Origin of the sequence: Litoribacter ruber, assembly GCF_018500185.1 — a bacterium.
GTDB lineage: Bacteria > Bacteroidota > Bacteroidia > Cytophagales > Cyclobacteriaceae > Litoribacter > Litoribacter ruber.
Window position 1 is genome coordinate 108,953 of record NZ_JAHBGI010000003.1, and the last position, 25,910, is coordinate 134,862.

A 25,910-nucleotide genomic window follows, 5' to 3' on the forward strand; every position below is an offset into this window, starting at 1 on the left:
CGAGTTTGAAATTGAGGGCCAAACATTTTCAGCGGGAGGATGCGGATTAAACTGTTTGGAGGAAAATTTGAATTAAAATCAGAAGTGGAGCTGCTTCAGAATTTTAATTCCACAAACATCAGGAATCTCTGAAAAATTACTTAATTTTGCATCCCATAGAGTTCAAAACAAAATTTCATTTCAGCTTCTATGGCCTCACCTACCAAGTACATTTTCATTACAGGAGGAGTTACATCATCTTTGGGAAAAGGCATTATCGCCGCCTCTTTAGCCAAATTACTCCAATCCCGCGGTTTCTCTGTTACCATCCAAAAATTTGACCCTTATCTAAATATTGATCCAGGAACACTGAATCCTTATGAGCATGGAGAATGTTATGTAACTGATGATGGGGCCGAAACGGATTTGGACCTTGGACACTATGAGCGCTTCCTGAACGCACCTACCTCCCAAAACAACAACATCACTACCGGACGTATTTACAACAATGTGATAACCAAGGAAAGAAAAGGTGAGTTTTTGGGCAAAACCGTTCAGGTAATCCCCCATATCACGGATGAAATCAAGTCAAACTTCTACAAGCTTGGCGAAGGTGAAAAATATGATGTCGTAATCACCGAAATCGGTGGTTGTGTGGGTGATATTGAATCATTGCCCTTCATTGAGGCCGTGAGACAAGCGAGATGGGATTTGGGGCCAAACAACTTCTTGGTAGTCCACCTCACACTGATCCCCTACTTGGCGGCAGCAAAAGAACTAAAAACCAAACCTACCCAGCATTCGGTAAAGCAATTGCTTGAGGCAGGTATTCAGCCGGACATCTTGGTTTGCCGTTCTGAGCACCATTTGCCACAGGAGGTGAAGAAAAAGCTGGCCCTTTTCTGCAACGTGCAGCTCAACTGTGTGATTGAAGCCTTGGATGCGGAAACCATATATGATGTTCCGCTTTTGATGAAAAAGGAGAAATTGGATGAACGAGTAATGTCCAAACTGAAGCTCAGCACCAAAACTAACACAGAGTTGGAGCAGTGGAAAGACTTTCTGGGCAGGTTGAAAAACCCAACATCTGAGGTAAATATTGGCCTGATCGGGAAATATGTTTCCCTGCCAGATGCTTACAAATCTATAATCGAAAGCTTTATCCATGCCGGTGCGGCTGCAGAGTGCAAAGTGAATTTGAAGCTGATTAGCTCGGAAGAAATTGATGCTGAAAACGTGGAAAAGAAGCTGGCTGAGCTGGATGGAATCTTGGTTGCCCCGGGTTTTGGGGAAAGAGGCCTTGATGGTAAGGTAGAAACTGTTAAATTTGCGCGGACAAAAAGAATCCCGTTTTTCGGAATCTGCTTGGGAATGCAAGTGGCGGTGATTGAATTTGCCCGTAACGTATTGAATCTCAAAGGCGCAAACAGCACCGAAATGGATGCCGAAACCTCCCACCCGGTGATTGCACTGATGGAAGAGCAAAAGAACATCGAACAGATGGGCGGCACAATGAGACTTGGCGCTTATCCTTGTGAGCTGAAAAAAGGAACAAAATCCAGTGCGGCCTATGGAAAAACAAAGATCAGCGAAAGACACCGCCACAGATATGAGTTCAACAATAAATATCTGGAGCAATTTGAGAAAAACGGGATGGTGGCTGCAGGGATAAATCCCGACACCAACTTAGTGGAGATTGTTGAGATCAAAGACCATCCGTGGTTTGTGGCTTCCCAGTTCCACCCAGAATATAAGAGTACTGTGCTGAACCCTCATCCTTTATTCGTGAGGTTTGTGAAAGCAGCGATAGAGAATAAAACTAAAAATTAACGAAAGTTGGGAGCTTATACTTTGAGCTCTTTTAAAAAGTAAAGTATGGACAGAAATCAAGCGACAGGGTTAATCCTATTCGCAGCAGTTATTCTGGTTTATTCGATGTTCTTTGCCAAGGGGCCAGAACTTCCGGAAGCAACAGAAACTCCCGCCCAAACGGAAGTAGTGGATTCCAACCAGCCAGAACAGCAAAGCACCACGCAGGCAGTACCACAACCAACTGACAGCTTGATGCAAGTGCAGAATCAAGCCCAGTTCGGTGATTTTGCCGCTTTAGTGAGCGGAACGGAAGAGTCACTGGTGTTGGAAAATGAAGTGATCAGGGTTACCTTTTCCAACAAAGGCGGAGAAATCAGGGAAGTAGAATTGAAAACCTTTAAAACTTGGGACCAACGACCGTTGATCTTGGTGGATGAGGAAAACTTCTCGCTGGACTATCAAGTCCAGACCGCAAAGGGTCCTATCAGCTTGAACAACCTTTACTTTGCAGCTGAAACCAGACAGGTGTCCGATGCCGAGGCTCCGGGACAGGAGTTAGTTTTCACTGCCCAGACTCCTTCCGGAACGCTTTCAAGAACCTATTTTCTTCCAAATGAGAGCTATGTCTTAAATCAGCATTTGGATCTTTCAGCGGGCTCCACTCTATTGACCGACAGAAATATTACCATCAACTGGGAGGGGCAGCTCAAGAAACATGAAGCGGATATCGAAGAGTCGCGTAGAAAGACCTACATGAACTTCTTCACGGCTGATGAGAGCTATGACTATCTGAGCGCATCTTCATCTTCAGATGCAGAACAGGTAAGGACTCCATTAAAATGGGTGGCTTTTAAGCAGCGATTCTTTACTTCTGGTATCATTGCCGGAAATCAGTTTCAAGAAGGAAATCTAGCCCAAGAAACGCCTACCGACACCATGTCGGTAAAAAACATGTCGGCCACTTTGATCCTTAATCTTGATCAAAACGGTTCTGACATTTCCTATTTCTTTGGTCCGAACAATTACAACCTCCTAAGAAAAATCACCCCGGGTTTCCACAAAAATGTGGAAATGGGCTACTGGTTTGTAAGCTGGGTCAACAAATATATAATTGTTAACCTATTCCACTTTCTGGAAAGATTCTTCACCAACTATGGTGTGATCATTATCCTGATCGTGTTTATCATTAAGCTTTTCTTGTTCCCGCTCACTTACAAATCATACGTGGGCATGGCCAAGATGAGGGTGATCAAACCGGAAATTGATGAGCTGAAGGAGAAATACAAGGATGATCCTACCAAGATGCAGCAAGAGCAAATGAAGATGTTTGGCCAATTGGGAGTTAGCCCAATCAGCGGCTGTCTTCCAATGTTGCTTCAGATGCCATTTTTGTTTGCAATGTTCTTCTTCTTCCCTAACTCCATTGAGTTGAGACAGGAGAGCTTCCTGTGGGCACATGACCTTTCTACCTATGATTCGGTGATTAATCTGCCGTTTACCATACCTTTCTATGGTTCGCACGTGTCATTGTTTACCTTGTTGATGACAATTTCACAGATTGTTTACACCAGGTTTAACAACCAGCTGACCGCCGCTCAGGGACCAATGAAAAATCTTGGTTATATCATGCCAATAGGTTTTATGTTTGTACTTAACTCCTACCCTGCGGCATTGAGTTTCTATTACTTTGTTTCCAACATGGTAACCTTTGGACAGCAATATCTAATCAAAGCATTCGTAGATGATGCCAAAATCAGAGAGAAAGTAGAGGAAAGCAAAAAGAAGAATGCCAATAAGAAGAAGAGTAAGTTTCAGACTAGACTTGAGGAAGCCATGAAAGCCTCTGAAGCTCAAAAGAAAAAGAAATAAGATTCTCTGAAAAAATAATCAAGGGGGCAAGTGAATTTTGCCCCCTTTTTTTACGACTTATTTTATGCAAAATTTATTAGTAAATATGTCGTTAAAAGATTAAATTACTGTTTTGATATATATCCACAATGCCATGTGGATAAGAATCTGTTTTCAGTAAAGATTAAACTTTTATCTTTGTAGAATCTCACTAACCCAAAAATGCTATCATCATGAAACTTCAATACTTTGGACACTCCACTTTTTTGATCACTGTTGCTGATAAGAAAATCCTTTTCGATCCCTTCATTACACCCAATGAGTTGGCAAAGGATATCGATATCAAGCAGATTGAAGCCGATTACATCCTAGTGACCCATGGCCATGAGGACCATGTGGCCGATGTTGAGGCCATAGCAAAAAACACAGGGGCAGTCGTGGTTTCAAATTTTGAGGTAGTGAGCTGGTTCCAAGAAAAGGGTTTGGAAAATGTCCATCCCATGAATCACGGAGGCAGCAAAACATTTAATTTTGGAAATGTTAAATATGTGAATGCCATCCACAGCAGCACCTTGCCTGACGGTACCCCTGGCGGAAATCCGGGAGGTTTTGTGGTTAGCACCGAGGAGGGCACTTTCTATTTTGCCGGAGATACCGCCCTCACCTATGACATGAAGCTCATCGGAGAGGAATTTAAATTGGACTTTGCCATTATGCCCATAGGGGATAATTTCACCATGGGGATCAAAGATGCCTGCAAGGCGGCCGACTTTGTAGGCACAAATAAGTTCATAGGCATGCATTACGATACTTTTCCTTACATCCAGATCGATGAGCAGGATGTAAAAAAATCAGCCCAAGAGGCAGGAAAAGAATTGATAATGCTTAATATTGGAGAAATAATCACCCTTTGATCGCATAGAATGGGAAAAATTATTGCAATTGCAAATCAGAAAGGCGGAGTAGGTAAAACTACTACAGCTATGAATCTCGCGGCGAGTTTGGCCGTATTGGAGTACAAAACCCTAGTCATCGATGCAGATCCTCAGGCCAACACTACTTCCGGTCTTGGTCAAGATCCCAAAGAAATCGAAACTAGCATTTACGAATGCATGGTAGATGGAATCGAAATCGATTCTATCATCATCAAAACTGAGATGGACTACTTAGATCTCGTACCATCCCATATCGACTTGGTAGGTGCTGAAGTCGAAATGATCAACCTGGAAGACCGGGAAGAAAAGATGAAAGAAGTGATCGAAGGGATCAAAGACCTTTATGACTTCATTATCATCGACTGCTCCCCTTCTCTCGGTCTGATTACCATCAACGCACTCACTGCGGCCAATTCCGTTATCATACCGGTGCAATGTGAATACTTTGCACTTGAAGGTTTGGGCAAGTTGCTCAACACCATAAAGATTATCCAAACCCGATTGAACCCGGAATTGGGCATCGAAGGCATATTATTGACTATGTATGATGTCAGACTACGACTTTCCAACCAAGTGGTGGAAGAAGTGAGGATGCATTTTAAGGATATGGTGTTTGAAACCATCATCCCCCGGAATGTCCGTCTGAGTGAATCTCCAAGTTTCGGTGTACCAGTGGTGGCATTTGACGCCGAAGGCAAAGGTGCAGTAGCATACCTCAACCTCGCAAGTGAGATTGTCGAGAAAAACAACATGGTAAAAGTTAACGGATAATTATGGCTAATAATAAACCTATGAAAAAGAAGAGTGCATTAGGAAGAGGTTTAGGTGCATTATTAGAGGACAGTCCAAAGAAAGGAAAACCAGAGGTTTTGCCGGCTGCTAACCCATCGGCGAGCATCAACGAGATACCCTTGGATGAAATCCAGGTCAATCCTTTTCAACCCCGGACCCATTTTGATAAAACAGCCCTAGAAGAGCTTTCTGAATCCATAAAAGTCCAAGGAATCATCCAGCCAATTACGGTTAGAAAACTGGCTGACAATGAATACCAGTTGATTTCTGGGGAAAGGCGATTCCAAGCCTCCAAGCTAGCTGGCTTAGTCAAAGTACCGGCTTATATCAGGACCGCCAATGACCAGCAGATGCTGGAAATGGCTTTGATCGAAAACATTCAGCGGGAAAACCTGAATGCCTTGGAAATCGCCCACTCCTATCAAAGACTGCTTAGCGAATGCGACCTAAAGCAAGAACAGCTGGGTGACCGCGTAGGAAAAAACAGAACAACTGTCAACAATTACCTACGATTGCTTAAATTGCCGCCGGATATCCAAGCCGGTCTTCGGGATCAAAAAATCAGCATGGGCCATGCAAGGGCGTTGATCAATATTGAAGACATCGACACGCAATTGGCCATCTATAAGAAGACGGTAGATGAGGAATTGAGCGTTAGAAAAGTGGAGGCACTTGTAAAAAGTCTCAATGACGGACCGGAAGAAAAGGCAAGCACAAAAGAAAAAGACCTGGATCCCGTCAAAAAATATGAATTGGGAAAACTGCAGCAAAAGCTTGCCTCCCACTTTGGAGCAAAGGTTGCATTAAAGTCAGACAATAAAGATAAAGGTGAGATCAAAATACCGTTTAGATCAACAGAAGACCTTAACCGGATTCTTGAAATTCTTGAAATCATATAGAGATTTGCAGATTTTTGAAAATCGTTGGATGGCAAAAAAACTTCAAGCAATAGTTTTAAATAAAGCTATTGCTATTTTTGTTTTATCATTTGGCTTCTCACAGTCGGGAATGGCCCAAGTGGTGCAAGACACCGTGGCCGGAGGCGTGGTGATGGAAAGTCCAGATGCGGATAAGATCCGAATCAACCCTTCCAAAGCCAAGGATCCCCGAACGGCGACTTTGCTTTCAGCTATTTTGCCTGGTGCCGGACAGGTGTACAATGAGAAAATCTGGAAGGTACCCATCATCTATGGGGGGATTACCACCACTGCCTATTTTGTGGAATTCAATAATAGGCGCTATCAGCTTTTCCGTGACGCATTGAGGATTTCAAGAGATCCCAACATTGACCCCAGCCTCAACCCCTTCCCTAATCTCAACGAGGATGGGCTGGTCCGAAACGTTAACTACTGGAGAAGAAACAGGGATTTGAACTACATGATTTTCGTAATCATTTACGCCCTGAATTTAGTGGATGCCCAAGTGGACGCCCACCTTTCGGCTTTTGATGTCAGCGATGACCTCAGCTTTGAATTAAAGCCAGCATATGAGAATCTCTATGCCGGCTCTGGATTAATAGGATTATCATTTAAAATCAACTTTTAATAAAGTGAATATAATAATACTCGGATATGGTAAAATGGGCAAAATCATCTCTGAAATCGCAGAAGAGAGAGGCCATACTATAGTCGCTAAAATCACCTCTGACAACAGAGCTCAATTAGATAATCTGGACGGATCATCCGTGGATGTGGCCATAGAATTTAGCCAGCCGGAATCTGCCGTCGATAACCTCTCATGGGCTATCAACCAGGGTATCCCCGTGGTGTGTGGTACCACGGGTTGGTTAGAGCATAAACATGAAGTCGAACAATTGACACTTTCTAAGGGAGGCGCATTCTTTTATGCTTCCAACTTCAGCATCGGGGTCAACATTTTCTTCAAAGTGAACCGCTATTTAGCCAAACTTATGGATGAACAGCACGACTATGCCATTCGAATGGAGGAAATCCATCATACGGAGAAAAAAGATGCCCCAAGTGGAACTGCCATCACCCTGGCCGAAGACATCATCAACAAAATTGACCGCGCCAAGCGTTGGAATCTGGACACTGAGTCGGTCGAAAACGGACACAACATCCTGATCAGTGCCAAGCGCATAGACAAAGTTCCTGGTACCCATACAGTCACCTATTCCTCTGAGACAGATGATATTGAGATCAAACATACCGCACATTCACGCAAAGGTTTTGCACTTGGTGCAGTTTTAGTATCCGAATGGATAAAAAACAGAAAAGGAATTTTGTCCATGGATGATTTTTTATCCTTTTAAGTGAAAGTAAATGAAGACTAAAGAAAAAAAGAAAAAATCCCCAGCCCGCGAATGGTTGGACGCATTGGTTTTTGCAGTCATTGCGGCCAGCTTAATCCGATGGCTGTTGCTGGAGCCTTTTACCATACCTACTGCTTCCATGGAGAAAAGCCTTTTGGTAGGCGACTTCCTTTTTGTGAGTAAAATGCATTATGGTACTCGTGCTCCCAGGACCATCCTTCAGATGCCCCTCACCCATCAGACCATCTGGGGCACCAACATAAAGTCTTACAACGATGCTGTTCAGTTGCCTTACTTTAGGCTTCCAGGCTTTACATCAATCAAAAGAAACGACGTGGTGGTATTCAATTACCCAGTTGAATTTGAGCATCCTTCCGACTTGAGAACAAATTACATCAAACGCGCCGTCGGCATGCCTGGAGATGTGATTGAGATCAAGGATACCCAGCTGCTGATCAATGGCCAGCCCGGTGACAATCCGGAGTTGATGCAATTCTCTTATGAGGTCATGACCGAAAGAAGGTTTGGGTTGGAGTTTTTCCAGGATTACGAGATCAACCCGGAAAGTATAATGCCATTTTCAAATGGTGCTGGATATTTGGTTTCCACCACTCCTGCCACGGCGGAGAGGCTAAGAAAAGTTTCCAGTATTTCAGCCGTTCACTTAAGGTCTTACAAAGAAGGCCTCGGGGAGCCGGACATCATGCCCGACGGATCTTACTATTCTTGGAACCGCGACAATTTTGGTCCTTTGGAGATCCCTGCCAAAGGCTGGACGATAGATTTGACCGACGAGGACATGGTTCGCAGATATGCATTTACCATTGAAAGGTTTGAAGGAAACAAGAACCTTAACATTGAGGCCAACAAAATCTATATAGACGGGCAATTGCAGGAAAGCTACACCTTCAAGCAGGATTATTTCTTCATGATGGGTGATAACAGACATGATTCAGCTGATTCCCGGTATTGGGGCTTCGTTCCAGAAGACCACATTGTAGGCAAAGCCTGGTTCCTATGGCTTTCCCTAGACAAGCACCGCAATATGTTTAGCAAAATCCGTTGGGAAAGATTCTTCAAACCCATCCGATAAATCAAAAGGCTTGAGTACATAAACTCAAGCCTTTTTTTTACTTATCCCATATATTTAAAAGTAAGAGTGTAAAAACTGCGCCTGACACTAGTTTGGCCCCTATTTCGGTCTTCCGTCTTCGGTCTTCAGTCCCTATAAGCAACGGAAATTAGCTACTGACATCATTCCCGATTCATCGAAATTTAACCAATCTTACCGCGAAGTGGCCTTTGTGCTACTTCATTTTAACTTCGTGTGCTTCGTGACCATTTTTTCATTAATTAACTCACCAATCTATTCCACCCTTCCTCTTACTTTCCAAATACTCATTAGCCTGACTAAAATGCCCGCAACCGATGAATCCCCTATGGGCTGACAACGGGCTTGGATGGGGTGCTTTTAAGACCAAATGCCGCCTTTCATCTATAAATTGTCCTTTTTTCTGGGCATGGGATCCCCAAAGCATGAAAACAAGATTCTCACTATCTTCGGCCAAACGGTGGATGATGGCATCTGTAAATTCCTCCCACCCCTTCTTCTGATGTGACCCGGCGAGGGAGGCCCTTACGGTCAATGTGGCGTTCAAAAGTAACACTCCTTGATCGGCCCATCTTTCCAAATTGCCGGAAAAAGGGGCCGAAATCCCCAAATCACGCTGGATTTCCTTGAAAATATTTCTTAATGAGGGGGGAAATGCTATCCCATCGGGAACAGAAAAACTCAGCCCATGGGCCTGCCCGGGGCCATGATAGGGGTCCTGACCCAATATCACCACCTTGACTTCCTCAGGCCGCGCATGGTTTAAGGCATTAAACACGAATGCCTTTGGAGGGAAAATGGTTTTATATTTGTATTCTTCTTCTACAAATTTCAATAAATCCTGAAAATAAGGCATTTCCATTTCTGGTCTAAGGATGGCCTCCCAATCTGGATGGATGTTAAAGTGCATATCTCAATAATTGGAAATTGAAATTATTAAACTATATTCGAAATCATAATCTTTCTCCATGGCGACTGCAATCACAGAGGGTGTAAAAGTAAGCATAAATGCGAAATACCAGACGGAGTTCTCCAGCCCGCACCAACATCATTATGTATTCACCTATAAGGTTACTATCGAAAACCACAGCAAGTCCACTCTTCAGCTCATGAGGAGAAAATGGGAAATTACCGACGCTGCCGAAGACCTCAAACTTGTAGAAGGCGAAGGCGTCGTAGGCAACCAGCCTGTACTGGAACCTGGTACCTCCCACAGCTATGTTTCTGGCTGCAACCTCCGGTCTGGCTTTGGTAAGATGAAAGGCTACTATTACATGGAAAGAGTAGTAGATGGCAAAATCATCGAAGTGGAAATCCCGGAGTTTCAACTTGTGGCTGATATCTTCTCGAATTAGAACAATGTTTTCCGCATTTCAGTATATTCTTTATTTTCTCAAAAAAGAAGACAGACATAGCCTGCAATCTCCATTTGCATTCAAAATGTATGATGGGCTTCGAAACCATTTGAAAATAGTACGATATCCTGAGATCGAAAAAATTAGAACTGCCTTCCTAAAAGACCCCACTGAAATCCAGGTGACCGACTATGGAGCGGGCAGCAAGAAAGTTCCCCATGCCAAGCGAAAGGTAAAAGAGGTTGCCCAATACAGCAATTCTCCTATCAAGTATAACCTCCTATATCAATATTTCCTCAAACAAACCCCTGCCCAAAATGCCTTAGAACTCGGGACAGGGCTGGGCATCAATTCGGCATACCTTGCAGCGGAGGTGAAAAACAAACTCATCACCATTGAAGCCGACAAGGCTATTTGTCAGCTAGCCGCATCCCATTTGGAAAAACTGAAGAATGTTGAAGTGGTATGCGAGGAAATAGACCATGTTTTGCCTTTCATCGCCAGCAAATTCACTTCTCTTGATTTTCTATTGATAGATGCCAATCATACCTACGAGGCCACAATTAAATATTTCAACATACTACTCCCCTTCCTTCATGAGACCAGTATTGTGATTGTAGGTGACATCTATTGGTCCAAAGGAATGAAAAAGGCCTGGGAGGAAATCAAAGGCCACTCGAAGGTGAGAATGACCTTTGACTTTTTTGAATGTGGCGTGGTTTTCTTCAAAAAGGATTTGCAAAAAGAACATTACATTCTTACTTATTAACAAGGATTATAAAAAGCTCATGCCCTTGCCGAGGGGCGATGGAATTGTAGCAAGGCTCCAAGGTCTGGATCTGGAAATTGGACTCAAAAAGTTTTTGGTATTCATCACGCGATGCTCCAAAGGGCGGCCCCTGCTTTGCAAACTCTTTATCGAAAAGCACCCCAACCAATTTTCCTCCGGGATTTAATAGGGATTTCATTTTTTTTACATAATTTTCCCGTTGATCGGGAAGAAGGGCACAAAAAAATGTCTGTTCTAGAATCAGATCATATTTATTTTGATGCTCAAAGAAATCTTCGCAGTGTATTTGGGAGGCTGGGAAATTGGGATTTTCCTTGATAAAGTTTTCAATTGGTACAGGGGAAAAATCCAGAATATGAACATTCTTAAAACCAATTGAATGAGCATAAGCCGCTTCATATCCGTTGCCGGCCCCAGGAACAAGCACCTGCAGGGATTTGTCCCTGATTTGGTCTAAATATTGCATTATCGGCAAAGTAACGTTTCCGGCATCCCAGCCAGTTTCGTTATTAATATACCGATTTGTCCAATATTGGTCATCTAACATCGTTCGCATTTTATATTTAACAAATATAACTTAGTTTCTACAAAGCAATTATGAGTAACAACACTCCTTCGGGAAAAGCTCCAAACACCGAAAAGGGCAAGAATATTCTTATCATCGTCTTGATCATTTTGGTGATTGTCAGTGGTGTCAAATTGTATATGGATCACCAGGACAAAAATAAAAAATCAGAGGAAATCATCATTCTTTCTGAGGAAAACAATGATCTCAACCTGAGGCTGGATTCTATGACCTACCAACTCACCCTCCGTATCGACGAGATCGAAACCCTGGGTGGTGATGTGGACTCCCTCAAGCAGATCAGGGATCAACTAATCGAGGAAAGGACCACTGACCGCAAGCGCTCAGCGACTGAGATTGCAAATCTAAACCGTAAAATTGACGGTTACTCCACCCTACTCCGTGAAAAAGATTCTGAAATTTTGGCGTTGCGTGAGCAAAATCAGGAACTCTATTCAGAAAACAAGCAGCTCAAATCCACTCAGGCGGAGATTGAAGAGGAAGTAGCCCAGCTCAATATCAAGCAGCAACAACTGACCGAAAAAGTCACCAAAGCTGAACGGCTACGCGCTGAAAACATCGTAGTGGCGGCCGTCAACTCCAGGGGACGGGAGCGGGAAGACAATTTCAGAAACCGCCAGCTGGACAAGCTTAAAATCTCTTTTGACTTAACGGAAAATGACCTGACCCCAGCGGGTACCAAGGACATCTTTGTGCAGGTGATCGCTCCTAATAATCAAGTGATCTTTGACATAGCTAGAGGTTCTGGCACATTTGACCTTGAGGGAAAAGAAGAATTCTTTACTGCCAAGCAGGATATTCTTTATAACAATTCCAGCCAAAAGCTAACCTATTATTATGAGAAAGGCTCCGATTATGCGCCCGGCACTTACAAGGTTAGGATTTTTGCCGATGGGTTTCAAATTGGGAACAGGGAGTTTGAAGTGAGGTAATTGATAAAAATACCCGCGGGGGCACAGAGATAAAGCTGACTTTGACCGCGAAGTGTCGTAAGGTTTCCAAGCCAAAGGAAAACCTGAGATGGTGAATTAGTATATCACGGGACTTAAAGCTCCCGTGATTTTTTCGTTTTATGGGTCTGAGAAGGGCTATTATTTGCCCTCCCTATTTTGATTATTTACTAGAAAGTGATACTTTTGCGGTCTGTTTAAATATTCTAAAATTAAACGAAAAAACAAATGTTCCAAAAAAGTTATGAAACGGTATTCATTTTAACTCCCGTTTTGTCTGATGTTCAGATGAAGGATACCGTAGACAAGTTCGTGAACTTGTTAAAAGAAGAGGGGGCAGAAATCGTGAATGTTGAGAACTGGGGCCTTAAGAAAATGGCTTACCCAATTCAGAAAAAAAGCACCGGTTTTTATGTTATGGTTGAATTCAACGCCGATCCACAGATCATCAAGAAATTTGAGCTTGAGTTCAGAAGAGACGAGAAAGTTATGCGTTTCTTGACCACTGTAATGGATAAGCATTCTATGGCTTATGCAGAAAGAAGAAGAAAAGGTGAATTTAACAAAAAATCTGAAGTTAAGGAGGAAGCTGCAAAATGACACTTAAGAACGAACCAATCAACAGAGGAGAAAATAGAAAGAAATACTGCCGATTCAAGAAGCACGGCATCAAGTATATCGATTACAAAGATCCTAACTTCTTATTGAAGTTTGTAAATGAGCAGGGCAAGATCCTTCCAAGAAGATTGACAGGAAACTCTGCCAAATTCCAAAGAAAAGTTGCTACAGCTATCAAGAAAGCAAGACACCTTGCCTTGTTGCCTTACGTGACTGACGGGTTGAAATAATCCGGTTTCTATCAACTATTTATAAATCAATAAGACAATGGACGTTATATTAAAAACAGATATAAAAGGACTTGGCTATAAGAACGACTTGGTATCCGTAAAGCCGGGTTATGGTAGAAACTACCTTATCCCACAAGGTTTTGCTGTTTTGGCCACTTCTTCTAACAAGAAAATCCTAGCTGAAAATATCAAGCAAGCTGCTCACAAAGCAGAAAAAATCAAAACTGAAGCTGAAAACATAGCTGCTCAGATCGAAAAAATCACTTTGGAGATCAAAGCTAAAATCGGTGATTCAGGTAAAATCTTCGGTAAGGTTACTACTCTTCAGATTTCTGACGCTCTTGCCAACAACGGCATCAACGTGGACAGAAAGAAAATCGCAATCACTTCTCCAGTAGTTGGAGCCGGTGAATACGAAGCTGAGATCGACCTTCACAGAGAAGTAAAAACTAACGTGAAATTTGAAGTAGTTGCCGAATAAGCACTGTTTTATTTCCCCAATAGAAAGCTAAGGACGTATGTTCTTAGCTTTTTTTATGGCTCATTCAAGCTGAAATTCTTATTTTTATAATATGAATTTTCGCACCACTTTTCCCATCCCCACTTTTCAGCAACCCCTAACCCACTCCCAAAAAATAATTTCGGTAGGTTCCTGCTTTGCCAACATGCTGGGACACAAGCTTGGGGAAAGAAAATACCAAATTCTATCCAATCCATTTGGGATTATATTTAACCCCATTTCCCTTTTTCACCTTTTGAAGAGCGCTCTTCTCAATAAGGAGCTGGATCCAATTCTAAGGCTTGAAACTAACGGGCTACATTTACATTATCATGTCCACTCGGAAATCAAAGCCGGATCTAAAGAGTTGCTGGGCAAAATAATTGAGGAAAAGCTAAGCGCAACTAAAGAGTACTTAACGCAGGCTTCCCATCTTTTTATCACGCTAGGTACTTCATTCGTATATAAGCATTTGGATTCAGGCCAGCTAGTGGCCAATTGCCATAAGCAGCCCGCAAAAAACTTTAGCAAACGGTTGCTGAGCCTGGAGGCAAACATCGAGTCTTTTGAAGAACTTCACGCTATACTCCTTTCCGTCAATCCGAAGATCCAGTTGATCTTTACTGTAAGCCCAGTACGTCATATCAAAGACGGGATACCTGAAAACCAGGTGAGCAAAAGTCTTCTGAGGGTGCTAAGCCATCAGCTCAGCTCCAAATTTGCAAACGTACATTATTTCCCCAGCTACGAATTGGTGATGGATGATCTACGGGACTACCGTTTCTACCAGTCGGACTTGCTTCACGTCACCCCTATGGCAGAAGATTACATTTGGGAGAAATTTGAAAATGCATTTTTGAAGGAAGAAGAAAAACAATTAAACCAGGTGATCACTTCCATTCAAAAGGATTTGGCGCATAAGCCATTCAATCCAGACTCTGAGGGACACCAGAAATTTTTGAAAAAATTGTTACTGAAGATTGAACAGCTTCCTGAAAGCCTTGACTTTAAATCGGAAAAACAAACGATCCTTAACCAGCTTAACACCCATGAAAAACGCTAACCGACTCATTCATAGCAAAAGCCCATACCTTCTCCAGCACGCCTACAACCCGGTGGATTGGCAGGAGTGGAATGAGGATGCTTTGCAGCAGGCCGTGTCTCAAAACAAGCCCATTCTGGTCAGTATTGGCTATTCAGCCTGTCATTGGTGCCATGTGATGGAAAAAGAAAGCTTTGAGGATGAGGCTACCGCGAAGTTGATGAATGAGCACTTTGTATGCATCAAAATTGACCGTGAGGAGCGGCCAGATCTGGACAACATCTACATGGATGCTGTGCAGGCTATGGGGCTCAATGGCGGCTGGCCCTTAAATGTTTTTCTTTTGCCAAACCAAAAGCCTTTTTATGGAGGCACTTATTTTCCCAATAAAAACTTTAAGGCTTTATTGAAAAACATTACCCAGGCATTTGATGAGCACTATGATAAGCTGGCTGAAAGTGCAGATGGCTTTGGGGAAACCTTGAGTAGGTTGGAAAAGGATAAATATGGGCTTTCCGATGAAACCATACAGACCACTGATGAGGTCATACACAAAGCAGCTGAAGAGATCCTAAAGCAATTTGATGGCCAATGGGGAGGTCTCTCAAGGAGCCCTAAGTTCCCCATGCCCGCAATCTGGGAATTTCTGTTGAGCTACTCTAGGCTTTCCGACAATTTGGAGGTAAGAGATCAGGTATTGTTTACGCTCAAAAAAATCGGAATGGGAGGCATCTATGACCATGTCGGAGGTGGATTTGCAAGATATTCGGTAGACGCCGAGTGGTTTGCCCCACATTTTGAAAAAATGCTCTACGACAACGGTCAACTTTTATCCATGTATGCCAAGGCCTACCAAGCCAGTGATGACAGCTTTTTCTTGGAAAAGATCTGTGAAACCATAGCATGGCTTAAAAATGATATGCTTCAGCCTGAAGGTGGCTTTAATGCTGCCATTGATGCCGACAGTGAGGGAGTAGAAGGAAAGTTCTATACTTGGAAGGCAAACGATCTGGAGGATATGCTTGGGGAGGATTTTGAGTGGTTTAAAGACCTCTACAACATTAAGGATGCAGGAAACTGGGAAGAAGGCACCAACATTCTATTTCAAACCCAGGAATACGACCAAATTTCTCAGAAGTATGGCTTTACGGAAACAGACCTACATACCAAATTGAAGGGGATAAAGCATAAACTTTTCACACATCGTCAAAACAGGGTAAAACCAGGCTTGGATGACAAGATTTTGACCGGCTGGAATGCGTTAACCATTACTGGGCTTGTTGATTGCTATTTCGCCTGTGGAAAAGAGGAGTATAGAAATTTGGCTCTTAATGCGGCTAATTTCATCGCAGACAAATTATACACCGACAAAAAACTCTATAGAGTTTACAAAGAAGGGACCGCCTACAACAACGCCTTCCTGGAAGATTACGCCACAACAATAGAGGCAAACATCAAAGTTTATCAAATGACGGGGGATATAAAATGGATTGAATTAAGCCGTGAGATGACTGCAGTGGTTATGGATGAATTTCTTGACCAGAAGGAACCCCTATTCTTTTTCAACAATCCAAAATCGGAAAAACTTATTGCCAATAAAAAAGAGCTTTTCGATAATGTAATCCCATCAAGCAATTCCAAAATGGCCAGAAATCTTCATTTCTTAGGTCTGTATTATTACAATGAGGAATATCTGGACCTTTCCAAAAAGATGCTGGGAATGGTGCAAAAGCTTATCCTATCTGATCCCGCTTTTATGGCCCATTGGGCTCAACATTACATGGAGATGCATTTGCCTACAGGCGAGATAGCTATAATGGGCCCAAGTGCCAAGAAGCAAGCGGAAAGGCTTGCCAAATCACTCCACCCTAATGTTGTTTTCAGTTTCTCAAAAGTGGAATCTTCCACTCCCCCACTCTTGGAAGGCAAAACTGTCCCAGAAACAGGTTCACGTTTTTATGTCTGCTTTAATAAGACCTGCAAACAGCCTGTAGAAACAGTAGAAGAGGCCTTGAAACAATTACCTAAGCTGAATTAAATGTTTGAGAACACCTTATTCGACAATTCTGAATCGGCCCAAGGTGGCCATTTTGCGGATGTAATCCTTCCGGTCCCGATTCCCAAAATGTTTACCTATAAAATCCAAAAAGAGCTCTTGGCTGAAATTCAAATTGGCCAGCGCGTGATGGTGCATTTCGGGAAAAGAAAAGTGTTGACGGGCATCATTGGCAGGGTGCATCAAAAACCCCCAAAGGAATATGAGGCCAAACCCCTATTGGAACTTTTGGATAGCAACCCTACCGTCAATCCGCTCCAGATCAAGTTTTGGACCTGGATGTCTGAATACTACTGTTGCCATATAGGGGAGGTGATGAATGCCGCACTGCCATCTGGGCTCAAATTAAGCAGTGAAAGTAAAATCCAGCTCAACCCCAATTTTGACCCTTACGAAACCAAATACCCCATGGATCCTAGGGAACAGGTCATTTTGGATCAATTGGAAACTAAGGATGAGCTTAGTTACGAGGAATGTGGGAAGCTCCTGCAGCTAAAATCAGCTCACCATATCATCAAAAGCCTTGTGGCCAAAGAGGCTGTGCTGATTTTTGACCAAGTAAAGGAGAAATTCTCCCCCAAGATAGAAAACAGGATAAGGTTACATGGGAAATTCATTGAAGAAAAAGCGGCCTTGGAAGGGCTTTTCGAGCTCCTTTCCAAAAAAGCCAAGCAGGAAGAATTGCTCCTGCGTTATCTTCAAATGGTGCCCATTTATCAAAAACCTGAATTGAATGAGGCTGGGGTAGATAAAAAACTCCTGTTGGAAACAGGGTCTTCTCCTAGCACTGTCAAAACAATGGTCAAAAACGGGGTGTTTGAGGAATTTAAAAAGGTGATCAGCAGATTTGATGGACTTCAGGTGGATGAGCCAAAGCTGGTGGAATTATCCGATGCGCAGGACCAATCTATGCAAGCCATCAAGGCCCATTTTGAAGAAAAGCAGACCGTGCTGCTCCATGGAATCACCGGCAGCGGGAAAACTGAGATTTACATAAAGTTGATAGAAGAAGTGCTTGACAGTGGTTCTCAGGTTTTATTTTTATTACCTGAAATTGCACTTACCACCCAGATTGTTAATAGACTACAAAAAGTTTTTGGAAGCAAAATGGGCGTCTTCCACTCCAAATATTCCGACAATGAACGCGTGGAAGTATGGCAGGGCGTGCTGAGCGGTCGTTTTCCATTGGTGGTTGGGGTGCGCTCTTCCATCTTTTTGCCTTTTGACAGCCTCGGACTTATCATTGTGGATGAGGAACACGAGACCAGCTACAAGCAATTTGACCCGGCACCGCGATTTCATGCTCGAGATGCCGCCATTATGTTGGGCTACCTGCATCAAGCCAAGGTACTATTGGGCAGCGCTACGCCTTCATTTGAGTCCTACTACAATGCCCGCCAACAAAAATATGGTTTGGTGGAAATGGCCCATAGGTATGGAAATGCCCAGTTGCCTGATTTTGTCTTGTCGGATATTTTGAGTGACAAGAAAAAAAATTTACTCAAACTTGACACCACGCGACAGCTTAGGGAAAAGATACAGGCCGCTCTCAACAATCAGGAACAGGTCATCATCTTTCAAAACCGCCGAGGCTACGCTCCTTTTGTGAATTGCGAGGAATGCGGCTGGATTCCCGAATGTGAGCATTGTGATGTGAGCCTCACCTATCACCAGTTTGGCGAGGAAATGCGGTGTCATTACTGTGGATTTAAGGAAAAGCTTCCCAAAAAATGTGAAGCCTGCGGCAGTGTATCCATTACCACGGTGGGGCAAGGTACCGAGCGCATAGAGGAAAATTTGTCCATGCTTTTTCCAGAAGCCAGAATCGCTAGAATGGACATGGACACCACCCGCAGCAAATATGGGTTTCAAAAACTCCTGGAAAATTTCGGTCAAGGCAATATTGACATCTTGGTGGGCACCCAAATGGTTACCAAGGGACTGGACTTTGACAAGGTGACTGTAGTGGGCATCGTGGATGCTGACAGAATACTCTATTTCCCGGATTACCGTGCCGGAGAAAGAGCCTTCCAACAAATTACCCAAGTGGCCGGCAGGGCCGGGCGGAGAGAAAAAACCGGTTCGGTGATCATCCAAACCCGCCAACCTGATAATCCTATCTACCAATCAATCATCAAGGGGGACTACCGGAATTTTTACCTGCAGGAAATGGGGGAGAGAAAAAATTTCTTCTATCCCCCATTCATTAAGGCCATTAAAATAAGTGTAAAGCACAAAGACCATAACATTGCCGAGCGTGGAGCCAAACATCTAGTCAATCTGCTGAACAGCATAGAAGTCAAAAAGATAATTCTCGGTCCGGAAAAAGCGCTGATAGGCAAGATCAAAAACCTCTACATTTTTGAAATCTTGGTCAAGCTCGACAAGTCCCACCAAGTCCCCGCCTACTTCAAGCAGGAATTAATGCGACAAATAGAGGAACTTCAAGGAGACAAGACCTTCCGGTCGACCAGATTTGTGGTGGATGTGGATCCGGGGTAAGATACTAATGCGTTTAACCATGCCCCTCTCCAGCCAAAATATTTCCTCAGCATATTCTTATAACAAAAAATTAAAGTATTTTACACTTGGCAGAATGCTTATTGGTCAATGGTTTTTTTATAACTTTAAGCTTTAGAACCTATTTGTTAACCCGCATCATTGCCAGTAAGCTCCAACGGTGAAGGGAAGAGGGACTAATGAGGACTCTTTCGGTCTTCGGTCTTCCATCTCCGGTCCATGAATATGCGCACTAGCATCGATAGAGGTAAACTAAACCTATTACTCACTCTCTATGAAAATTGCCCTGATTGCCCACGATGGCAAGAAAGCCGATATGGTTCATTTTCTTAGCGGCTTTAAGCAAAAGTTGAAAAGTTCAAACGTTCAGTTGGTCGCCACAGGCACCACAGGACTTCACATAGAAAAAGCCGGATTTGAAGTTACCCGAGTTCTTTCGGGACCTTTGGGAGGCGATGCACAAATTGCCGCCATGGCTGCCCAAAAAGAGCTCGACATGGTCGTGTTCTTCAGGGACCCACTGGACAAACACCCTCATGAACCGGATGTACAGATGTTGATGCGCATATGTGACGTACACCATATACCCCTGGCCACCAACCTGGCGTCTGCAGAATTAATGTTTAAACACCTGAACACAATTTCGAAATAAAATGGCAAACAAAACGATCACACGCATTGGTGTGCTCACTTCGGGAGGCGATGCACCCGGAATGAACGCCGCCATCAGAGCTGTCGTAAGATCGGCTAAATACTACAATTTGGAGGTCTTTGGGATTTTCCGAGGCTATGAAGGATTGATACAAAATGACATCAAAAAACTCGAAAATAGGGATGTGGCCTACATTCTTGAAAGAGGAGGCACGTTTCTCAAGTCTGCCAGAAGCCAGGAGTTTAGGACTCCGGAAGGCCGACAAACTGCCTATGACAACTTGAAATCCCATGGCATTGATGCTCTGGTAGTCATTGGTGGTGATGGATCACTTACGGGTGCGCACCTGTTTTATAAAGAATTTGGAATCCCGTCCATAGGCCTTCCGGGCACCATCGATAATGATCTTTCCGGGACTGACAGTACCATAGGTTTTGATACGGCTTGCAATACGGCCATAGAAGCAATCGATAAGATTAGGGATACGGCAAGTTCACACGACCGCCTTTTCTTTGTAGAGGTGATGGGACGAGATGCAGGTTTTATTGCAGTGAATGCCGGAATTGGAAGTGGCGCTGCTGCTACTTTGATCCCTGAGCGAAAAATGCCGGTGGAAAACCTTATTGAAAGGCTAAAATCCAGGGCAAAAGCCAAAAAGCAATCCAATATCGTAATCGTGGCGGAAGGCGGAAAGAGCGGTGGAGCATTGGAGATTTCCAAGAAGGTGAAAAAGTTCTTGCCAACATACGACATCAGGGTTACCATTTTGGGCCATCTTCAAAGAGGAGGGTCTCCATCATCCTTCGATCGTTTGTTGGCTAGTAAGCTTGGCGTTGCCGCCGTAGAGGGGTTGATACATGGAAAAGAAGACGTGATGGCGGGAATTATAAACAACAAGATCGTTTATACCCCAATTAAGCGTGCCATTGTGGATGACAAGGAGGTTGATGAGGATGACTTTCGAGTTGCAAAGATTCTTTCACAATGATCTTAACCTAAACAAAAAAGGCCAGACTAAACATCTGGCCTTTTTTGTTTCTCTCTTAACTATCAACTTACGGTTTTAATCCGGTAATTGATTCTTGCCAAGATGTAAAAAAAGAAGATTGTGCACAATACAAGCGTAAATAATATTGCGCTCATATTAGCCATACCGATTCCATAAATCAGTAGGAAATTGAGAGATAATTGTGCCAAGGCGTAACAGAAGGAGACCCTAATATGACTTTTGCCGTGCTCATTTGCCAGCTGTTGGTACAGGTGTGAGCGATGTGGTTTAAGAATGTTTTCCCTTTTCAGTAATCTTATAAAGATAGTAATTATGGCATCCACTCCATAAATGGCAAAAAACAATAAATAGTAAATGTTATCAGTTGCCACAATTGTATGAAGCATAAAGTAGCCGAGGATAATTGCGAGACTTATGCTTCCCACATCCCCCAGAAAAGCAACAGCTTTTTGGCGTAAGTTGAAAAATGAAAAAACAAGACAAGCCAGCCCCAGGATGGCAAAGGTCTCATGATAAATATAATTGGCTTCAATTACACTGAAGGAAATCAAAGCTACCAAACAGTACAGTACGGATATTCCATTAATCCCATCCATGAAATTGTAGGCATTGATCCATCCAAAAAACAACACCGCGCAAATCAATACATAATACCACTCCAGGTAAAGAACTTCCAGATCATAAAAGAGATAAAGTGTTCCAGCAATTTGAGCTACAGCCCTCGGCAGTTGACTCAAAGAAAACATGTCGTCAAGAAAGCTAATCGCGGCTACCAAAAGGACCACCAAAACCAAGCTGGAATTGATTTCACCAAAGTAATATGGCAGGAATAATGCTATCGGGAAGATGACTCCCCCTCCCCTTACTGTAGCATATTTATGGGAAGACCGGTCTGTTGGTAAATCTACTATCCTAAAGCTTTTGGCTAACTGAATGTAGAGGATTTCTGTGGCTAAAAGAGCGCATATGGCAAAAAGATAATACATAGCTTTTGAAAAGATTTAAAAGTTTGAAAAAGTCCTTGTTTGCTGGACACGGGGAGTTCGACAAGTAGTGAGCGGGTCAGTTTTGAATTAGAAACGACATAGTTTTCTGTCAGCTTCTTGAGCCTTTCTGAATTGATGGGAAGGCGTAAATAATCACCTACTTTAGCAATACCCCGAATAATTGGTTTGGGAACATGTAAAATCCTAGCCCTTTTTCCTGTGGAATCGCCCATGATTTCAATCAAATCCCTGGTACTCAACGGGATGTCATCTGAGATATGGTATATTCCTGTGGCAATGGGCTTGGCAATAACCTGCATGATAATAAAGCAAAGGTTTTCGATACTGAGAAATGATCGGAAATTTGAAAATGCCCCTAATGGATATGGTATGCCTCTGGAAATAAAAGAATACAATAGGTTTAAATTCCCCTTATTTTCAGGACCGTGGATCATACATGGCCGGAGGATAATTGCTTTCCTATCAGAAGGGCAATTTTCAAGGATATATTGCTCAGCTTTTAATTTTGACAGCCCATATGCCGAAAGCGGATTGGGTTCAATTTCTTCAGTAAGGGCAGTTTCAATAGAATCCCTAACCGCTTTTACGGAGCTTATATAAATAAAGGTTTCTGCCTGAGAATCTTGAAGAAACTTATCAAAAACTTTCTTGGTCAGCTTTAAATTGACCTCAAAGTATTCCTCTGGACTTGATGCATTGTGTACATCATGGGCTTTCCCAGCTAAGTGGATATAGTGGTTAAATTGATGATTGTTATCAGAGAAAAATTCTGAAAACGTAAAATAATTTGGATTTGGAAAAGCTGGTGACCTATTAACCTCCGTAATGTCAAAACCTTTATCCAGTTGAAAATACTTGACCAGATTTTTACCTACAAAACCAGAGGAGCCCGTAATTAAAACAGAAGCCATAAAAAAAAATTAAGGTTTATAAAAGATGTGAATCCAAATAATCGATTATTTCAGCATCCACGTTGCAGTCAAATTTGCGGGCAAAAAGATGTTCAGTTGTCCGTATGTTTTCACGGTCTTTATAATTCAATACAGCTCCAGGCCTGTCCCATTCCAAAAAATGAAGTGTAGTGTTTATCAATTCCGCTTGCTGGGGATAGTTGCCCATGATGGTTTGAAACAAAAACTCGTCAGAAACCATCACATATTTAAAGAAGTTGAAAAAATCAGGATGGCTTTGAATGATGTCATAAACATATCGGACATGTTTACTATGTAAGGTCCAAAATTGAGCACCACCATACGGTTTGAAACCTGATGGAAACTTCCTTTTTGGAATTACTTTGCCAATCGTACTTTTAAATAGTTTAGACAACCTAGGTCTAGAACTAAATAGGTTATTTGGGAATCCGTATCGCTGCTTGTCGGTAATGATATACCAATTAGTTAACCGTTCCAATCCCCCATTGTGATTCGTCCAAATCGGGTTTGGCAAAGAATTAAAGTTTATAAATGACTTACCTTCATGTGCTTTTAAGTAATCAAATATTAATCCATTGCTTTTGATTGGATAATCCTGACCACTCATCAAGCAGAGGTAATCACAGGCAATGTTATTTTCAACGCAAAATTTTATACCTTCATAAGTTGCCTTCACTATTCCGAATCCAGCCCAATTGCAAGTATGTCTTTTTAAAAAATCAACATTACCATTTGAGGCCAGGGCGTTATGAATATAATGATATTCATAACGCCCAACTTTTTTATCCAAATGTATCAGAAAATGGGTATGCTCGGTATTCAATTTATTTACTAACCTGATCAATTGATCTGGATACCTATGTGCCAATATGAGGTAAACAATTTTCATGGAAATAACCCTCTAGTTTTTCTTTTCAAAATTGACTTAACGAAGAACTTGACATCAAACATATTTAAATTCAGGAATTTACTGCCTTTAATAAACCCGATAATTTCAAGACCAATTGGCGTGGACCATGTCACGTTCATCAAAAGCCTATTGAATAAAAAATTCTCTACAAATTGTATATCAAACTGATTAGAGATCTTGAAAAAATAGATCATCTTATTGATCAGACTTTCGACTTGATAGAGATCTTTTAGTGAAGTACAGCATTGTGGGTAACAAATAAAATGAAGCGCATCCATTTCTTCCTGTGCAAGGTCAATCCCGTAATCATTAAGAGCAAGCTTAGTTTTCTCTAAGCTATTATTCCTTTGCATAAGATGCTTTGTGGTGGACACTTGATTTTTGTGAAGCCGATATTTGATCAGATATTCTGGTAAATTGGCCAAATCACCAAACTTGGAAAGGTCAAGCCACATGGCTTTATCCTCGGCATAATAATAGTGCTCATTATATTTAATGTTATTCTGAGATAAAATAGATCGTCTTATAATCGCACTGGGATGAGGTATGGAGGTGTTAAATATGGAGCTAAATAGCAATTCTCTAGAATCTGTAATATTAAAAACTTCCGTTTCAGTTTCCGGATGGCCATCCAAGAAATTAATTTTACCGCATCCACAGACTGCAATATTTGAGTTTTTTTCCATAAACTCAATTTGCTTTTCCAGCCTTTGAGGTAAGCTTATATCATCAGCATCCATCCTGACTATATATTTAGAGGAAATCATCTCAATCCCCTGATTTAAGCAATGTATATAGCCATTGTTGGTTGGGTTATTTACAAACTGGATGCGTGGATCAGGATATGAGTTGATCACTTCTTTAGTGGCATCGGTAGACCCGTCATCAATGATTAAAAATTTGAAATCAGAAAAAGTTTGATTCAGGATAGAATCAATAGACTCCTGAATATAATTTGCACAATTATAGGCAGGCATCAACACTGTAACCAAATCACGCATACTCTTGGATTTTCTTTAAGGAATTTAATACCAGCTGGTCTGGTCGTAAAAAATTTTGATAATACTCCTGATTAGCTTTCATCATTTGTGCCCGTAAATCAGGATTGACTAGCAACTGTTCTATTTGACCAATCAATGTTTCAGTTGAATGGAATTCCAAGTAATTCATGTTTTTCTGAAAATTACCTGTCGGCAAATAATGCAAGGGCTCCGATACAATAGCTCGACTTGCAGCAATATATTCGGCCATTTTCCAGCCTGTGGAATTATGAAGGCCAGCCGTACTGATGCATATGCTACTTTTCTTCATTTCCTTTAAGTAATTCAATTTCCGAACAGCTCTCCTATTAAGAATTAGCTCTGGAGCCAACCTTCTAGCTATTGGACTGTCATATAGACCTCCCTTAAATTGGTCGCCAAAATTTTTTCTACAAGTCTGAAGGGATTGAATTCTGGTGATATTAATTTGAGCCAAGTGATCCGAAAAATCAGAACTATCTACATAATCAGCAGGGTCCCACAGTCGTGTATAAAATAAAATATTGACATTTATTCCTTGAACTGGCGGATAGGAATAGTATTTTTCCTCGATGTTGTCTTGAGCAAAATTTGAAAGCCAGTTTAATAATACCTTGGGAGTGAAAATCAAAGATGAGAGTCCTTTCTTTAAAAAATAATAGGATGAGGGTACCACATTCAGGTTGAAGCCCAGTGGCAAAACCTTACATGACGCTTTGGCATAATTCTCTAAAATTGGGTGGAAGCTTCTTTTAAAGTAATAATCACAATCCCCTGTTAGCTTGCTAAAAAGCTCAAATTTTCCGGAATCACTTTCACCCAGCCCCCAATTAAACCCATCCAACAAATCGTACCTGACCTTGATTTGATTGTTGACTATCACATCAAAAATATTATTGTTAGCCAGACTCGGGTTTGTGAGCTGCATATCAATCAGGCCCATCTTATGCAATGTATAAAAACCGGTAAAGATCTGGTTACAATGG

Annotated in this window: 26 protein-coding genes; 19 read left to right on the top strand and 7 right to left on the bottom strand. The window is 42.2% G+C overall.

What is annotated here, in order from left to right:
• The first annotated feature begins 189 nt into the window (after positions 1-189).
• The 8 genes from KIH41_RS04915 (at position 190) to lepB (ending at position 8,731) form a co-directional block, all read left to right on the top strand.
• Positions 190-1,809 (top strand): CTP synthase, encoded by a 1,620-nt coding sequence (locus tag KIH41_RS04915; RefSeq protein ID WP_213944082.1) that lies wholly within the window; start codon positions 190-192, stop codon positions 1,807-1,809.
• A gap of 45 nt (positions 1,810-1,854) precedes the next feature.
• Positions 1,855-3,660 (top strand): membrane protein insertase YidC, encoded by a 1,806-nt coding sequence (gene yidC / locus KIH41_RS04920; RefSeq protein WP_214161731.1) that lies wholly within the window; start codon positions 1,855-1,857, stop codon positions 3,658-3,660.
• A gap of 212 nt (positions 3,661-3,872) precedes the next feature.
• Positions 3,873-4,553, top strand: a complete 681-nt coding sequence (locus KIH41_RS04925) for a metal-dependent hydrolase (RefSeq protein WP_214161732.1) — start codon at positions 3,873-3,875, stop codon at positions 4,551-4,553.
• Positions 4,554-4,562: 9 nt separating this feature from the next.
• The gene (locus KIH41_RS04930) at positions 4,563-5,345 is read left to right on the top strand and encodes a ParA family protein (RefSeq protein WP_213944079.1); all 783 of its coding nucleotides are present in this window, start codon (positions 4,563-4,565) and stop codon (positions 5,343-5,345) included.
• Between the two features lie 2 nt (positions 5,346-5,347).
• On the top strand, positions 5,348-6,265 hold the full coding sequence (locus KIH41_RS04935) for a ParB/RepB/Spo0J family partition protein (RefSeq protein WP_214161733.1): 918 nt from the start codon (positions 5,348-5,350) through the stop codon (positions 6,263-6,265).
• Positions 6,266-6,293: 28 nt separating this feature from the next.
• Positions 6,294-6,911, top strand: a complete 618-nt coding sequence (locus KIH41_RS04940) for a DUF5683 domain-containing protein (protein WP_394369793.1) — start codon at positions 6,294-6,296, stop codon at positions 6,909-6,911.
• A 4-nt stretch (positions 6,912-6,915) separates the two neighbouring features.
• Complete coding sequence (gene dapB / locus KIH41_RS04945; RefSeq protein ID WP_213944077.1) at positions 6,916-7,638, top strand: 4-hydroxy-tetrahydrodipicolinate reductase; 723 nt, start codon at positions 6,916-6,918, stop codon at positions 7,636-7,638.
• Positions 7,639-7,648: 10 nt separating this feature from the next.
• Positions 7,649-8,731: a signal peptidase I gene (gene lepB, locus KIH41_RS04950; RefSeq protein ID WP_214161734.1), complete on the top strand. Its 1,083-nt coding sequence runs from the start codon at positions 7,649-7,651 to the stop codon at positions 8,729-8,731.
• Between the two features lie 265 nt (positions 8,732-8,996).
• On the opposite strand, the gene ung is transcribed toward lepB, so the two are convergent.
• On the bottom strand, positions 8,997-9,659 hold the full coding sequence (gene ung / locus KIH41_RS04955) for a uracil-DNA glycosylase (RefSeq protein ID WP_213944075.1): 663 nt from the start codon (positions 9,657-9,659) through the stop codon (positions 8,997-8,999).
• A 58-nt stretch (positions 9,660-9,717) separates the two neighbouring features.
• On the opposite strand from ung, the gene apaG reads away from it, so the two are divergent.
• Entirely contained in the window at positions 9,718-10,104 is a 387-nt protein-coding gene (apaG, locus tag KIH41_RS04960; RefSeq protein ID WP_214161735.1) for a Co2+/Mg2+ efflux protein ApaG, read from the top strand.
• 4 nt (positions 10,105-10,108) lie between these two features.
• On the top strand, positions 10,109-10,873 hold the full coding sequence (locus KIH41_RS04965; RefSeq protein ID WP_214161736.1) for an O-methyltransferase: 765 nt from the start codon (positions 10,109-10,111) through the stop codon (positions 10,871-10,873).
• Here the strand turns inward: KIH41_RS04965 and KIH41_RS04970 are convergent.
• Positions 10,863-11,450 carry a methyltransferase gene (locus KIH41_RS04970; RefSeq protein WP_213944072.1) on the bottom strand — a complete coding sequence of 196 codons (588 nt, stop codon included), beginning with the start codon at positions 11,448-11,450 and terminating at the stop codon, positions 10,863-10,865. The two genes, KIH41_RS04965 and KIH41_RS04970, sit on opposite strands and share 11 nt — an antisense overlap.
• A gap of 41 nt (positions 11,451-11,491) precedes the next feature.
• Between KIH41_RS04970 and KIH41_RS04975 the strand changes: the two genes are divergently transcribed.
• From KIH41_RS04975 to pfkA, 9 genes are all read left to right on the top strand, one after another.
• Positions 11,492-12,412 carry a kinetochore Spc7 family protein gene (locus KIH41_RS04975; protein WP_214161737.1) on the top strand — a complete coding sequence of 307 codons (921 nt, stop codon included), beginning with the start codon at positions 11,492-11,494 and terminating at the stop codon, positions 12,410-12,412.
• Between the two features lie 246 nt (positions 12,413-12,658).
• Entirely contained in the window at positions 12,659-13,030 is a 372-nt protein-coding gene (rpsF, locus tag KIH41_RS04980; RefSeq protein ID WP_213944070.1) for a 30S ribosomal protein S6, read from the top strand.
• Positions 13,027-13,278, top strand: coding sequence for a 30S ribosomal protein S18 (gene rpsR / locus KIH41_RS04985; protein ID WP_143960718.1), 252 nt, complete (start codon positions 13,027-13,029; stop codon positions 13,276-13,278). The genes rpsF and rpsR overlap by 4 nt, the downstream gene beginning before the upstream one ends.
• Before the next feature lie 37 nt (positions 13,279-13,315).
• Positions 13,316-13,759 carry a 50S ribosomal protein L9 gene (rplI, locus tag KIH41_RS04990; protein ID WP_213944069.1) on the top strand — a complete coding sequence of 148 codons (444 nt, stop codon included), beginning with the start codon at positions 13,316-13,318 and terminating at the stop codon, positions 13,757-13,759.
• A gap of 91 nt (positions 13,760-13,850) precedes the next feature.
• Positions 13,851-14,840, top strand: coding sequence for a GSCFA domain-containing protein (locus KIH41_RS04995; protein WP_213944068.1), 990 nt, complete (start codon positions 13,851-13,853; stop codon positions 14,838-14,840).
• Entirely contained in the window at positions 14,827-16,857 is a 2,031-nt protein-coding gene (locus KIH41_RS05000; RefSeq protein WP_214161738.1) for a thioredoxin domain-containing protein, read from the top strand. Before KIH41_RS04995 ends, KIH41_RS05000 begins: the two co-directional genes overlap by 14 nt.
• A complete protein-coding gene (gene priA, locus KIH41_RS05005) occupies positions 16,858-19,377 on the top strand; it encodes a replication restart helicase PriA (RefSeq protein ID WP_214161739.1) in 2,520 nt (839 codons plus the stop codon). It abuts the gene before it with no gap.
• 292 nt (positions 19,378-19,669) lie between these two features.
• Positions 19,670-20,047: a methylglyoxal synthase gene (locus KIH41_RS05010; protein ID WP_213944065.1), complete on the top strand. Its 378-nt coding sequence runs from the start codon at positions 19,670-19,672 to the stop codon at positions 20,045-20,047.
• A gap of 1 nt (position 20,048) precedes the next feature.
• Complete coding sequence (gene pfkA, locus KIH41_RS05015) at positions 20,049-21,035, top strand: 6-phosphofructokinase (RefSeq protein WP_213944064.1); 987 nt, start codon at positions 20,049-20,051, stop codon at positions 21,033-21,035.
• 62 nt (positions 21,036-21,097) lie between these two features.
• Here pfkA and KIH41_RS05020 read toward each other — a convergent pair whose 3' ends face one another.
• The 5 genes from KIH41_RS05020 to KIH41_RS05040 are packed head-to-tail and all read right to left on the bottom strand — an operon-like array spanning position 21,098 to position 25,867.
• The gene (locus KIH41_RS05020; protein ID WP_214161740.1) at positions 21,098-22,042 is read right to left on the bottom strand and encodes an MraY family glycosyltransferase; all 945 of its coding nucleotides are present in this window, start codon (positions 22,040-22,042) and stop codon (positions 21,098-21,100) included.
• A complete protein-coding gene (locus KIH41_RS05025; RefSeq protein WP_214161741.1) occupies positions 22,009-22,974 on the bottom strand; it encodes an NAD-dependent epimerase/dehydratase family protein in 966 nt (321 codons plus the stop codon). Before KIH41_RS05025 ends, KIH41_RS05020 begins: the two co-directional genes overlap by 34 nt.
• Before the next feature lie 16 nt (positions 22,975-22,990).
• On the bottom strand, positions 22,991-23,884 hold the full coding sequence (locus tag KIH41_RS05030; RefSeq protein ID WP_214161742.1) for a beta-1,6-N-acetylglucosaminyltransferase: 894 nt from the start codon (positions 23,882-23,884) through the stop codon (positions 22,991-22,993).
• A complete protein-coding gene (locus tag KIH41_RS05035; protein ID WP_214161743.1) occupies positions 23,881-24,906 on the bottom strand; it encodes a glycosyltransferase family 2 protein in 1,026 nt (341 codons plus the stop codon). Before KIH41_RS05035 ends, KIH41_RS05030 begins: the two co-directional genes overlap by 4 nt.
• Complete coding sequence (locus tag KIH41_RS05040; protein WP_213944059.1) at positions 24,899-25,867, bottom strand: glycosyltransferase; 969 nt, start codon at positions 25,865-25,867, stop codon at positions 24,899-24,901. Before KIH41_RS05040 ends, KIH41_RS05035 begins: the two co-directional genes overlap by 8 nt.
• Positions 25,868-25,910: the final 43 nt, after the last annotated feature.

Excerpts from the sequence above, each read along its gene's own strand:
- KIH41_RS04995 (WP_213944068.1), top strand. The coding sequence starts at position 13,851 with ATGAATTTTCGCACCACTTTTCCCATCCCCACTTTTCAGCAACCCCTA.
- ung (WP_213944075.1), bottom strand. The coding sequence starts at position 9,659 with ATGCACTTTAACATCCATCCAGATTGGGAGGCCATCCTTAGACCAGAA.
- KIH41_RS04915 (WP_213944082.1), top strand. The coding sequence starts at position 190 with ATGGCCTCACCTACCAAGTACATTTTCATTACAGGAGGAGTTACATCA.
- KIH41_RS04935 (WP_214161733.1), top strand. The coding sequence starts at position 5,348 with ATGGCTAATAATAAACCTATGAAAAAGAAGAGTGCATTAGGAAGAGGT.
- KIH41_RS05000 (WP_214161738.1), top strand. The coding sequence starts at position 14,827 with ATGAAAAACGCTAACCGACTCATTCATAGCAAAAGCCCATACCTTCTC.
- KIH41_RS05040 (WP_213944059.1), bottom strand. The coding sequence starts at position 25,867 with ATGGGCCTGATTGATATGCAGCTCACAAACCCGAGTCTGGCTAACAAT.
- rplI (WP_213944069.1), top strand. The coding sequence starts at position 13,316 with ATGGACGTTATATTAAAAACAGATATAAAAGGACTTGGCTATAAGAAC.
- lepB (WP_214161734.1), top strand. The coding sequence starts at position 7,649 with ATGAAGACTAAAGAAAAAAAGAAAAAATCCCCAGCCCGCGAATGGTTG.
- KIH41_RS05030 (WP_214161742.1), bottom strand. The coding sequence starts at position 23,884 with ATGAAAATTGTTTACCTCATATTGGCACATAGGTATCCAGATCAATTG.
- KIH41_RS04925 (WP_214161732.1), top strand. The coding sequence starts at position 3,873 with ATGAAACTTCAATACTTTGGACACTCCACTTTTTTGATCACTGTTGCT.
- KIH41_RS05025 (WP_214161741.1), bottom strand. The coding sequence starts at position 22,974 with ATGGCTTCTGTTTTAATTACGGGCTCCTCTGGTTTTGTAGGTAAAAAT.
- KIH41_RS04975 (WP_214161737.1), top strand. The coding sequence starts at position 11,492 with ATGAGTAACAACACTCCTTCGGGAAAAGCTCCAAACACCGAAAAGGGC.
- KIH41_RS04970 (WP_213944072.1), bottom strand. The coding sequence starts at position 11,450 with ATGCGAACGATGTTAGATGACCAATATTGGACAAATCGGTATATTAAT.
- apaG (WP_214161735.1), top strand. The coding sequence starts at position 9,718 with ATGGCGACTGCAATCACAGAGGGTGTAAAAGTAAGCATAAATGCGAAA.
- rpsF (WP_213944070.1), top strand. The coding sequence starts at position 12,659 with ATGTTCCAAAAAAGTTATGAAACGGTATTCATTTTAACTCCCGTTTTG.
- KIH41_RS05035 (WP_214161743.1), bottom strand. The coding sequence starts at position 24,906 with ATGCGTGATTTGGTTACAGTGTTGATGCCTGCCTATAATTGTGCAAAT.
- KIH41_RS05010 (WP_213944065.1), top strand. The coding sequence starts at position 19,670 with ATGAAAATTGCCCTGATTGCCCACGATGGCAAGAAAGCCGATATGGTT.
- KIH41_RS04930 (WP_213944079.1), top strand. The coding sequence starts at position 4,563 with ATGGGAAAAATTATTGCAATTGCAAATCAGAAAGGCGGAGTAGGTAAA.
- KIH41_RS05020 (WP_214161740.1), bottom strand. The coding sequence starts at position 22,042 with ATGTATTATCTTTTTGCCATATGCGCTCTTTTAGCCACAGAAATCCTC.
- yidC (WP_214161731.1), top strand. The coding sequence starts at position 1,855 with ATGGACAGAAATCAAGCGACAGGGTTAATCCTATTCGCAGCAGTTATT.
- rpsR (WP_143960718.1), top strand. The coding sequence starts at position 13,027 with ATGACACTTAAGAACGAACCAATCAACAGAGGAGAAAATAGAAAGAAA.
- KIH41_RS04940 (WP_394369793.1), top strand. The coding sequence starts at position 6,294 with ATGGCAAAAAAACTTCAAGCAATAGTTTTAAATAAAGCTATTGCTATT.
- priA (WP_214161739.1), top strand. The coding sequence starts at position 16,858 with ATGTTTGAGAACACCTTATTCGACAATTCTGAATCGGCCCAAGGTGGC.
- pfkA (WP_213944064.1), top strand. The coding sequence starts at position 20,049 with ATGGCAAACAAAACGATCACACGCATTGGTGTGCTCACTTCGGGAGGC.
- KIH41_RS04965 (WP_214161736.1), top strand. The coding sequence starts at position 10,109 with ATGTTTTCCGCATTTCAGTATATTCTTTATTTTCTCAAAAAAGAAGAC.